This is a genomic window from Candidatus Methylomirabilota bacterium, from assembly GCA_035936835.1.
Taxonomy (GTDB): Bacteria; Methylomirabilota; Methylomirabilia; order Rokubacteriales; family CSP1-6; genus AR37.
This window is the reverse complement of sequence record DASYVT010000087.1, coordinates 1-10269: the sequence shown is the minus strand read 5'-3', so window position 1 is coordinate 10269 and position 10269 is coordinate 1. Positions and strand designations below refer to the sequence as shown.

Here is a 10269-nt window from a genome sequence, read left to right as displayed (position 1 = left end):
TCGCCCTGATCCTGGCGTTCGGGCCGATCTCGGGCGCGCACTTCAACCCGGCGGTGACGCTCGCCGATGCCTGGCGCGGCGGATTTCCATGGCGTGACGCGCCTGCGTATATCGCGGCGCAGGTCGTGGGCGCCTTCGCGGGTGTCGCTGCCGCGAACACGATGTTCTCGGAGCCCGTCTTCTTCGCCTCGCGTCACGCACGCCAGGGCGGTGCCCAGCTCTTCAGCGAGTTCGTCGCCACCTTCGGCCTGCTCGTCGTGATCTGGGGATGCGCGCGTCTCCGCACCGGCACCGTGGCCTTTGCCGTCGGCGGCTACATCACGGCGGCGTACTGGTTCACCGCGTCCACGTCGTTCGCGAACCCGGCGGTGACGCTCGCCCGCTCCGCCAGCGATACGTTCGCCGGCATCCGTCCGGCCGATGCGCCGGGCTTCATCCTCGCCCAGTTGATCGGCGCGGCGGCGGCCACGGCGTTGTTCCGGTGGCTGGCACCGGATCAGTCGCGAGAAGAGGAGGGCCCCAGATAACGACGCAGGTGGTCTTCGCGTGTGTCCACAACGCGGGCCGCTCCCAGATGGCGGCGGCGTTCTTCAACGCGCTGGCCGACCCGAGCCGCGCCCGCGCCTTCCCTGCCGGCACCGAGCCCGGTGACCGGGTGCACCCCGAGGTCGTGGTCGTCATGCGGGAGGTCGGCATCGACGTGTCGGCCGCCAAGCCGGCTCGGCTGACCGATCAGCTCGCCGCCGCCAGCCAGCTCCTCATCACCATGGGCTGCGGCGAGTCCTGCCCCTTCGTGCCGGGGCTCAAGCGTGACGACTGGCCGATCGAAGACCCGCCAATCGAGGACCCGAAGGGCAAGCCGCTCGAGCGCGTCCGGCAGATCCGGGATGAGATCCGCCAGCGCGTCGAGCGCCTCATTGCGACCGAGGGTTGGATGGACGGCTAGGCGAGGCCGGGCCAGACGACCATGCCCGTGCCGGTGCGCCACGCGATGGCGGGCATGTAGGCGAGCACCTCGGCGGGGCCCGTCGTGAAGGCCAACGCGAGGACCCACGCGATCAGCTCCGCCGTGCCGCCCGAGCCCGCCGCTTCCATCCGCTCGAGCGTGCATTCGCGCAGGAGCGTCTCGTGGTCGCCCTTTTTCAAGAGATCCAGGAACCAGAGGTCGAACTCCTCGTCCACCCAGAAGTAGCGCGGCCCTCCCGGCTCGTGCGAGAGGCCGCCGGTCGCGAGGATGGCGATCCGCTCCTTGCCCGGATAGGCCTTGAGCATCTCGCGCAATGTGGTTCCGACCTGGTAGGCGCGCTCCGGCGTCGGGATCGGCGGCACCGTGCAGTTCATTGTCACGGGCACGAGCGGGATTGCGCCTGTGGCATTGAGATAGTGCATGGGCACGGAGATGCCGTCGTCGAACTGGATCTGGCGGAGGTAGGCGAAGCTGAGGCGCCGGCGCGCCCCCTCGTTGACGATGTAGCGCGCGAGGGCCGGATTGCCGGGGATCTTGTACTTCTTCAGGCCCAGCCACTCGTCGTACCAGTCAGCGGGGCCGACGTGCTCGGCCGCGATCCCGACCGTGTACTCCGGCGTGTTGTTGATCGGCCAGTTGAGCAGGTGGTCGTTGCTGAACGCCAGTACGACGTCGGGGCGCGCGGCGGCGAGGCGCTCACGCATCTCGGCCGTGGCCCGGAGCGTCGTCTCCTGCTGGCGCTTGGGGGCCGCGCCGAACCACCCGGTCAGCCCCGGGGAATGCGTCATGGCCATCGCGGCGACGATTGTGGCCATGGCTCAGCGCTCCCGCCGCTCGATGTCTTCCTGGAGCCGCGCGGACTTGGCCGCTTCCTCGGGGTACGCTCGCTTGTAGGCCTCGAGCGCGGGATGGCTGTTGGCGTTGGCGGATGCGCCGTGGAAGAGGCGGAGGATCTGCGGGACGTAGTACTGGTGCACGCCGATATCGTGGAGCCGCCGGACATCCATGTCGCGCAGCGCCTCGTATTCCTCGCGGCTCAGCCCGAACTGCCGCGCGATGCCCTCGAGGTCGGTCAGCCAGCGCGCGCGGAGCGCCGCGTCGTGGCGCACGTGGTACATCATCTCGTTCAGCGGCAGCGTCTTGTCGCAGCGCTCGACGTTACCCATCGTGGCTCCCCTTCAAGACCTTCGGATTGACCTTGAGAAACATGATCACGCAACGCTCCGTACCCAGGTTGCGGACATCGTGCATCACGGCATTCGGAAACTTGACGATCGAGCCGGCCGGCACCACAACCTCGTGGCCGTCGATGTTCATGTTGGCCGTGCCCTCGAGGACGAAGATCGCCTCCTCCTCCCTGGGGTGCTGGTGCATGACCGTGGAGTGCCCGGGCTCGTAGCAGACGATCTCCGACCAGAGCTGGTCGGTCTTGAAGAGCATCTTGCGCACACGCTTCTCGGGCACGAACGCCTTGAGCGCGTGGAGGTCGAACACCTGCGCCACGCCGGTTACGCGAGCAACAGCCGTCTCGTCCATGATGACCCCCCTGTGTCGGTGGGCCAGCATCATAGCGCCAAGCGGCCCCCCGTGCCAGCGGCAGTCCCCTACACGACCACGCCCGACACGCCCTCGTGGAGCGCCGGCTTGAGAGGGCCGAACTGGCCCTCGGTTGGCTCCGCTCAGCAGAACCACGCTTCGGTCAGCCTGGGCGGCCGCCGTCTGTCGGGCGCGAGCGCCGGCTCGGGCTCAAGCGGCAGGCCCGCCGTCGAATAGGCCAACGCCTTGAGCCGGTAGAACGTCGCGGCCGCATCCCCATCGGCCGCGGTTTCGACGATGCGGCTCGCCTCCCGCTGAAGCAGATCCATGCGCGAGTCGGGATGCGTCCAGCGATGGATGAAGGCGGCCTGGTCGAGCGGGCCCAGGTGCGGCGCGATCGCCTCGCGCGGCAACAGCGCCGAGCCGGGCGGGACCAGGAGCCGCAGCGTGAACTGGACGGGGTCGACGTGGTCGATCAACTTCTCTGACTCGACGAAATCGAACATCTCCACGTAGTCCTCGAGCGTCGTCCACGGCGTGAAGGCGACCCACGTGGGCCGGAAGGCGATGCCCGCGTCCCGGACTATCTTGAGCGCGCGTGATACGTCGGCGCGCGTGTGGCCTTTCTCGAGATTGGCGAGCACGGTCTCGCTCAGCGACTCGACGGCCGAGATCATGAAGGCGCAGCCGAGCCGTCGCAGCTCGGGAAACAGATCCTCACGCTCGAGAATGTGCTCGACCTTCGCGGTGAAGTCGAAGGTCAGCGACGGGAACTCGGCGTGCATGGCGCGAACCACCGCGAGCGAATGCCCGGGGCCGTTCAGGAAATCCGGGTCGCCGAAGGTGATGTGGGTCGCGCCGGCGCCCACGAGCTGACGGATGTCAGCGAGGACGATCTCCTGCGGCACCACGAAGAACCGGCCGCCGTACACGGGCGGGATCGGGCAGTGCAGGCACAGGTGCAGGCACCCGCGGCTCGCCTCCACGTAGCCCACAAGATCTTTGCGGCCGTCTTTCTCCAGGTGCGCGTATTTCTTGAGCCGCGGCAGCGCGCTCCGGCTCGGCAGGGCGAAGGCCAGGCGCGTCAGGACGGGGCTGGCGGCGTAGCCGCGCAGGTGGACTCCCTCGACCGCGCCAGGGCGCCCGGCCGCAAGCGCCTCCGCCAGCGCGACCAGCGCGGACTCGAACTCGCCGCCGATCACCGAGTCGCCGCAGTGCTCGAGCAGGTGCTCCGCGTTCAGCGACGCGTAGAGCCCGTAGAAGCAGATGTGGCTGCGCGGGTTGATCCGGCGGATCTGCTCGGCCACGCGTACACCCAGCCGGAGCGCCGTGTGCATGGGGACGGAGATCGCGACCAAATCGGCGCGCGCCGCCGTGTCGGCGTCGAACTCCTCGACGGAGATGTCGAGCGCTTCGGCGGCGAAGCCGGCGCGCTCGAGGAACGCCAGCGGCGAGGCCACCGCCAGCGGCTGATGGCCGAGCTCGTAGCACGACACGAGCAGGATTCGCATCGGCTCAGCCCTGACGCGCCGTGGCCACGATGAAGAGGCGGCGGAACGGCAGGAGCGTGCGGCCATCGGCGCGGCGCGGATAGGCGCGCGCGACCAGCTCGGCATACGCGGCCTCGAAGCCGCTCCGCTCCGGCTCCTCGAGCGCGTCGAGCAGCGGCTTGAGCCACGTGCCCTTGGTCCACTCCTTCACCGGGTGCTCGCCTTCGAGCACCTGGAGATACTCGGTCTCCCAGATGTCGAGTGTTGCGACGCGCGGTGAAAGCACGCCGTAATAGAAGGCCGGCTCAGCGACCGGTATCGGGCGGAGCAGCGGCTCGAGCTTCGCCTTCCACGGCCCGCTCCGAGCCGCTTCGGCCATTGCGGTGTGAGACGGCGCTGAGAAATTGCGGGGCATCTGCACCGCGAGCACGCCTCCGGGCGCCAGCGAGGACAACAGCGCGGGGAACAGCCGCTCGTGGTCGCCGAGCCAGTGCAAGGCCGCGTTGGAGTAGATGACGTCGGCCGGTCGCTCAGGCCGCCACGTCGCCAGATCGCCCTGCTGCCACGTGATCTTCGGAGCCGCCGCGGCCGCCTTCGCGAGCATCTCCCGCGATGCGTCCACGCCGGTGACGCGCGCGTTCGACCACCGCGCCTTGAGGAGGCGCGTCACGTTGCCCGCGCCGGCGCCCAGGTCACAGACCTCGGCCGGGTCGGCGACGTCGATCCGGTTCAACAGGTCGACCGCCGGCCGCAAACGCTGGTCGGCGAACTTCAGGTACTGCGTCGGATCCCAGGCCATAGCGACCTCAGCATACCCCGGCTCGCCCGCGCCCAGAGTAAAGTACCCGCATGACGCCCTTTCACATCTTCCTGGCCGTGCTCGTCGCGGTCATCTGGGGCATTGCCTTCGTCGCGACCAAGATAGGGCTCGAGAGCTTCTCGCCGCCTCAGCTCACCGCCTTGCGGTTTCTCATCGCCTCCGTTCCCGTCGTGCTCGTCGGGCGTCCCCCCATCACGTGGCCAGTTCTGTGCGCTGTCGGCCTAACCTTGTTTGCCGGGCAGTTCCTCTTCCAGTTCTTCGGCATCGCCAACGGGATGCCTCCCGGCTTGGCGTCGATCGTCGTCCAGACGCAGGCCTTCTTCACCATCCTCTTCGCCGGCGTGGTCCTGAAGGAGAAGCCGACCCGCCGCCAGCTGTGCGGGACGGCCGTAGCGTTTGCGGGCCTCGCCGTGATCGCGGTGACCGTCGGGCACGATCTCACCGCGGTTGGGCTCTGCCTCACGGCGATGTCCGCCATCAGCTGGGGGATCGGGAACGTGCTCGTCAAGCGGCTCCCCCCCGTGGAGATGCTGAATCTCATGGTCTGGCTCAGCCTGGTTCCACCGCTTCCGTCGCTCGCGCTGTCGATCGCGCTCGACGGTCCCGCCGGCATCGCCCGGGCGGTGACCGGAGCGTCGTGGCTCGCGGTGTGCGCCGCGCTCTATCTCGGCCTGGTCGCGACCGTCCTCGCCTACGCGATCTGGGGCAATCTCTTGCGTCGCTACTCGGCGGCGACAGTGACGCCCTTCGCTCTCCTCGCGCCCTTCGTCGCGGCCTATGCCTCGTCACTCGTATTCGGCGAGCGCTTCGGGGCACTGCGCCTGGCAGGCATGGGGCTGGTCCTGCTCGGACTCGCCGTGATCGTGCTGCCTCTCGAGCGACTGGCGGGCCGTCGCCCGTCGCGCTAGCTCTTCAACGGCCGAAAATCTTGCGCAGAAGCTCCGGGCCGTTCTCCCATATCACGAGGCTCACGCCCATCAGGCTCTCGCCGGCGATCCAGCCGGACGCCACGGGGAACGTGAGCTCCTCCGACCACTTCGGATGCTTCTTCTGGACCCACCAGCCGAGCACGCCGCCGATGAAGAAGAGCAGGCCGTAGTGCCAGTGGAAGGTCCACGCCAGGCCCACGCCGGCCGGCGACGGGATGAGGTGCCGGCGCGCCGGGAAGATCCTCGGAAGCAGCGTGAGGACGATGCCCACGAGCCCGCCGACGACGATGCTCCAGATCTTGACGGGCCCGAGGGCGCCTAGACCTTGTGAGAGCGCGAGGGCGACAGCGCGCCACGTCTGCGCCGCGGGCGCGGGGAACTGGTCGGTGCCAAGCGCGCTGGCGTCGGGCACGAGGAGCCGGAAGCACAGCACGCTGACGAGCGTCCCGACGAAGATGCCGGCGAACTGCGCGATGAACTGCTTCCGCGGGTGCGCGCCGAGGAGATAGCCGCTTTTGAGGTCGGTGAGCAGGTCGGCGCTGCTGCCCGCCGCGGCGGCGGTGATGTTGGCGCTCATGAGGTTGATGTTCATGTGGCCCGGGCTGAGCGCGCCGAACGTGAGCTGGGTGATCTTGCCCATCGCGCCCACGGGCGTGGTGTCGGTCTCGCCGGTGACGCGGCACGCGACGAGCGCAAGCGCGAATGACAGCGCGACAGCGACCGCCGTCTGCCAGTACGGCATGCCGAAGGTCCGGTGGCCGAGCCACGCCAGGCTGAGGAACCCGACGACCTGGCCGGTGATGAACCACGAGGCGGGCGTCTCGATCGCGTCGACGGGATCGTTTGCGGCTCCCCGGCCGCCGCCGAACATCGCCCGGAGATCGGTGAAGGCACGGAGCGCCGTCCGCCACTGGAGCCCGAACGAGAGCAGGCTCGACGTGACCATGCAGGCGACGCCGCCCCAGAGCGTCCACTGCACGATCGTCGCGTAGCCCGAGCCCTGGATGATGCCGCGGTGCTGGAGGATGGGCGCGAAGATCATCCACGCCGTGACGCTCCCGAGAAACATGCTCCAGCACACGTGGAGCCCCGTGATGGCGCCCGCGGCGATGAACATGGGCTCCCAGGAGAACATCACCGTGCGCCCCATCCATGCGGGGCCGAACACGCGCTGGTTCAGCGCGGCCACCCACGTGCCGATCATGAAAGGCGCGAGCTTCGCGCTCACGACCACCAGCCCCTCGGTCCAGAACTTGCTGACGACCGCCAGCAGGCCGGCCCAGCCCAGCGCGCGGGCCGACCGTATCCCCGATTCCCCGACGGAGTGGAGCGCGCGCAGCGTCTCGGCCGCGGCAATGCCGCTGGGGAAGCGCAGCTGCTCGACGTTGATCATCTGCCGCTTCATGGGGATCGCCATGGTGACGCCGAGCACCGACAGGCAGAACACCCACGCGAGCATGGTGGGCAAGGACATGGTGCTGTTGTTGATGAGCATGTAGGCCGCGAAGGCGGAGATCAGCGTGCCGCCGGTGGAGTACCCGGCCGAGCTGGCCGTGGACTGCATGCAGTTGTTCTCGAGGATGGTCATGGGCGTGCGCACGATGCCGACCCGGTGCAGCGTGGTCCAGATCGCGTACGAGAGGATGCTCGCGGTGATCGCCACGCCGAAGCCCCAGCCCGCCTTGAGCCCGATATAGAGGTTGGTGAGCGAGAGCGCACCGCCGAGCACCGAACCCATGAGCACCGCGCGCCAGGTCAGCTGGAGCATGCTGTCCCCGCGCCCGCGGTAGACCTGCTCGTACCACTGGCGTTCGATCTCTTCGGGCGTGCCCCGGAAGCCCTCGACGGGCAGCGTCGTCGGGGAGGCGGGAACATTCGTCGGGCTGGCGCTCTCCGGTTGAGCCATCGATCTTCGGACCGCTCAGACTATACGCGTATTCCTGTCGAGCGTGCTTCACCCGGATTTCGCGACGGCCGGAAACCCACCGGGCGCCTTTCGCCGGGCTCCGCGCTCATGAGCTCGCGGATCGCGTCAAAGACCACCCTGAACTGGCTGTCGTACTTCTTCTCCAACTCCTCGAGCTTGCGGGCCAGCTCCGCGTGCGATGAGAGGATCTGGCGCAGCTTCACGAAGGTCCGCATGATCTCGACGTTGACAAGCACCGCCCGGCGGCTCTTGAGTACGCCGGACAGCATGGCAACCCCTTGCTCCGTGAAGGCGTACGGAAAGTAACGCCGGCCGCCCCGTCCCCTGTTTGAGGTCGCAAATTGCGACCTCAAAGATTCGGCCTCTTCGGGAGTCAACTGAAACATGAAATCGGAAGGAAAACGTTCGATGTTGCGCTGTACTTGCTCGTTGAGCCGTTTGGTCGAGACCCCGTACAGCACAGCAAGGTCCCGGTCGAGCAGCACCTTATGGCCCCGCACGAAGAGGATCCGGCGCGCGATCCTCGAGTCGGGGGTCATGGCAAACCGTTTCTCCACGGCTTGCTTATGACAACGCCCACGCGGCGTGTCAATCTGTGTCGGGAAAGATACACGACGATCGACCGAAAGCCGCGCCTGCCCGTTTGAGGTTGCAAATTGCGATCTCAAGTTTGGCGGCCCGGGGCGGCACTTGGCGCGCGGTGCGGGCGCGTATACAATCCTCCAAAGGCGGAAGCGGGCTATGAGCACACCGATGGATTTGAATCGCGAGCACTGGGACGAGGCGACCGACATCCATGCTCGCGGTAACGTGTACGGCATCGAAGACTTCAAGGCCGGGCGGTGCCAGTTGCACCGGATCGAGGTCGAGGAGCTCGGCGACGTCGCCGGCAAGACGCTCCTGCACCTGCAGTGTCACTTCGGGCTCGGCACGCTCTCGTGGGCCCGGCGGGGAGCCATCGTCACCGGCGTCGATTTCTCCCCGAAATCCATCGCACTCGCCCGCTCGCTGGCCACCGAGGTCGGGGTCGACGCGCGCTTCGTCGAGTCCAACCTCTATGACTTGCCGACGGCGCTATCGGGACGATTCGACATCGTCTTCACCTCCCACGGCGTGCTCTGCTGGCTCCCCGACCTGAAGCGCTGGGGGGAGATCGTCGCCCGCTACCTCGAGCCTGGCGGGATCTTCTACATCGCCGAGGCCCACCCGTTCATCCGGGTCTTCCCGACGGACGACAACATCACGGACGGCTCGACGGAACTGCGCCCGCGCTTCCCGTACTTCCACGACCCGGCCGGCACGCGCTGGCCGCCCGCCGCCGACTATGTCGACGAGGCGACCAGATACACGACGCCCGAGCACATCTGGCAGCACAGCATGGGTGATATCGTGAACGCGCTGGTGACCGCCGGGCTCCGGATCGACTTCCTCCACGAGTTCCCCTACTGCACGTGGAAGGTCATCGCCTTCACGGAGCTGGTCGAGCGGGGCTCTTGGGGCCTGGGCCCGCGCTTCCCGCGGCTCCCCCTGATGTTCTCGCTCAAGGCGACCAAGCCGGTCTCGTAGACGAACCCGCGCCCCCGCGTATACACTCCTCTTCGTGACTTCGCCCCAAGACCTGATCGGCGCGTCTCCCAAGCGCAAGGAAGACCACCGGCTCCTCACGGGCGCCGGCCGCTACGTGGACGACCTCTCCCGGCCCAGCTTGCTCCACATGGCCGTGGTGAGGAGCCGCCGTGCCCACGCCCGCATCATTAAGATAGGCGTCGAGGCCGCCCGGGCCCTGCCCGGCGTGGCGGCGGTGTGGACGGCGCCCGACCTGCCGGAGATCAAGCGCTCCATGCCCGCGGCGTATGGGGGCCAGTACAAGGGCCGCGCCTTCGCCGTGCCCGTCCTCGCGCACGAGCGCGTCCGCTACGTGGGCGAGGGCGTCGCCATCGTGCTGGCCGAGAGCGCGTACGCCGCTGCCGACGGGGCGCAGGCGGTCGAGATCGAGTACGAGCCTCTGCCCGTCGCCGCGAATACCGAAAAAGCTGTGACCGCGAAGCCGCCGATCCACGACTGGCCCGACAACACCACGCTCCCCGTCGGCGCGCACTATGGTGATGTCGAGAAGGCCTGGGCTCAGTGCGACGTAGTCGTCAGTGAAAGGATCAGGCACCCGCGGATCGCCGGCGCCTTCATCGAGACGCGCGGGGCGCTGGCCTATCACGACGTGGACACGGGCACGCTCACCGTGTGGTCCTCCACGCAAAACCCGTATTCGCTCCGCGACTCGCTGGCCGCCGTCCTGGAACTTCCCGCGGAGCAGATCCGCGTGATGGTGCCCGACGTCGGCGGCGGCTTCGGCCCCAAGGGCTCGATCTATCCGGAGGAGATGCTGGTCGCCGCGGCCGCGCTCAAGACGGGCAAGCCCGTCAAGTGGATCAGCGGGCGCGGCGAGGACCTCGTCACCAGCGGTCACGATCGTGACCAAGTCCACGAGGCGAAGATCGGCTTCAAGCGCGACGGCACCATTGTGGCGGTGGACGATTCCTTCCTGGCCGACGTGGGCGCCTACCCCATCGAGGGCGAGGGGCTCACGCTCAACACGGTCAACC

Annotated in this window: 12 protein-coding genes; 5 read left to right on the top strand and 7 right to left on the bottom strand. The window is 68.1% G+C overall.

Going from position 1 to position 10269, the window contains the following annotated elements; translation table 11 throughout:
- Both VGV06_07210 and VGV06_07205 read left to right on the top strand, forming a co-directional pair.
- The coding region (locus tag VGV06_07210) for an aquaporin (protein ID HEV2054943.1) at positions 1–527 on the top strand (527 nt) is incomplete at its 5' end.
- 8 nt (positions 528–535) lie between these two features.
- Positions 536–946 (top strand): arsenate reductase ArsC, encoded by a 411-nt coding sequence (locus tag VGV06_07205; protein HEV2054942.1) that lies wholly within the window; start codon positions 536–538, stop codon positions 944–946.
- Here the strand turns inward: VGV06_07205 and VGV06_07200 are convergent.
- The 5 genes from VGV06_07200 to VGV06_07180 all read right to left on the bottom strand — a co-directional run bounded on the left by VGV06_07200 (position 943) and on the right by VGV06_07180 (position 4792).
- Entirely contained in the window at positions 943–1782 is an 840-nt protein-coding gene (locus VGV06_07200) for a hypothetical protein (GenBank protein HEV2054941.1), read from the bottom strand. The two genes, VGV06_07205 and VGV06_07200, sit on opposite strands and share 4 nt — an antisense overlap.
- 3 nt (positions 1783–1785) lie before the next feature.
- Positions 1786–2133 (bottom strand): hypothetical protein, encoded by a 348-nt coding sequence (locus VGV06_07195; GenBank protein HEV2054940.1) that lies wholly within the window; start codon positions 2131–2133, stop codon positions 1786–1788.
- Entirely contained in the window at positions 2126–2503 is a 378-nt protein-coding gene (locus VGV06_07190) for a cupin domain-containing protein (protein HEV2054939.1), read from the bottom strand. The genes VGV06_07195 and VGV06_07190 overlap by 8 nt, the downstream gene beginning before the upstream one ends.
- Before the next feature lie 143 nt (positions 2504–2646).
- A complete protein-coding gene (locus VGV06_07185; GenBank protein ID HEV2054938.1) occupies positions 2647–4014 on the bottom strand; it encodes a CUAEP/CCAEP-tail radical SAM protein in 1368 nt (455 codons plus the stop codon).
- 4 nt (positions 4015–4018) lie between these two features.
- Positions 4019–4792: a methyltransferase domain-containing protein gene (locus VGV06_07180; protein ID HEV2054937.1), complete on the bottom strand. Its 774-nt coding sequence runs from the start codon at positions 4790–4792 to the stop codon at positions 4019–4021.
- Between the two features lie 50 nt (positions 4793–4842).
- On the opposite strand from VGV06_07180, the gene VGV06_07175 reads away from it, so the two are divergent.
- A complete protein-coding gene (locus tag VGV06_07175; protein ID HEV2054936.1) occupies positions 4843–5721 on the top strand; it encodes an EamA family transporter in 879 nt (292 codons plus the stop codon).
- A 4-nt stretch (positions 5722–5725) separates the two neighbouring features.
- Here the strand turns inward: VGV06_07175 and VGV06_07170 are convergent, their stop codons facing one another.
- Both VGV06_07170 and VGV06_07165 read right to left on the bottom strand, forming a co-directional pair.
- On the bottom strand, positions 5726–7648 hold the full coding sequence (locus tag VGV06_07170; protein HEV2054935.1) for an OPT family oligopeptide transporter: 1923 nt from the start codon (positions 7646–7648) through the stop codon (positions 5726–5728).
- 20 nt (positions 7649–7668) lie between these two features.
- Positions 7669–8208, bottom strand: a complete 540-nt coding sequence (locus VGV06_07165) for an ORF6N domain-containing protein (protein HEV2054934.1) — start codon at positions 8206–8208, stop codon at positions 7669–7671.
- 214 nt (positions 8209–8422) lie between these two features.
- Here VGV06_07165 and VGV06_07160 point away from each other — a divergent pair, with 214 nt between their 5' ends.
- Both VGV06_07160 and VGV06_07155 read left to right on the top strand, forming a co-directional pair.
- Positions 8423–9235, top strand: coding sequence for a class I SAM-dependent methyltransferase (locus tag VGV06_07160; GenBank protein ID HEV2054933.1), 813 nt, complete (start codon positions 8423–8425; stop codon positions 9233–9235).
- Positions 9236–9269: 34 nt separating this feature from the next.
- Positions 9270–10269 (top strand): molybdopterin cofactor-binding domain-containing protein (locus tag VGV06_07155; protein ID HEV2054932.1); only part of this gene is annotated, 1000 nt, incomplete at its 3' end.

Bases quoted from the DNA above. Each gene is read 5' to 3' on its own strand.
- VGV06_07200 (HEV2054941.1), bottom strand. From the start codon at position 1,782: ATGGCCACAATCGTCGCCGCGATGGCCATGACGCATTCCCCGGGGCTG.
- VGV06_07195 (HEV2054940.1), bottom strand. From the start codon at position 2,133: ATGGGTAACGTCGAGCGCTGCGACAAGACGCTGCCGCTGAACGAGATG.
- VGV06_07190 (HEV2054939.1), bottom strand. From the start codon at position 2,503: ATGGACGAGACGGCTGTTGCTCGCGTAACCGGCGTGGCGCAGGTGTTC.
- VGV06_07185 (HEV2054938.1), bottom strand. From the start codon at position 4,014: ATGCGAATCCTGCTCGTGTCGTGCTACGAGCTCGGCCATCAGCCGCTG.
- VGV06_07180 (HEV2054937.1), bottom strand. From the start codon at position 4,792: ATGGCCTGGGATCCGACGCAGTACCTGAAGTTCGCCGACCAGCGTTTG.
- VGV06_07175 (HEV2054936.1), top strand. From the start codon at position 4,843: ATGACGCCCTTTCACATCTTCCTGGCCGTGCTCGTCGCGGTCATCTGG.
- VGV06_07170 (HEV2054935.1), bottom strand. From the start codon at position 7,648: ATGGCTCAACCGGAGAGCGCCAGCCCGACGAATGTTCCCGCCTCCCCG.
- VGV06_07165 (HEV2054934.1), bottom strand. From the start codon at position 8,208: ATGACCCCCGACTCGAGGATCGCGCGCCGGATCCTCTTCGTGCGGGGC.
- VGV06_07160 (HEV2054933.1), top strand. From the start codon at position 8,423: ATGGATTTGAATCGCGAGCACTGGGACGAGGCGACCGACATCCATGCT.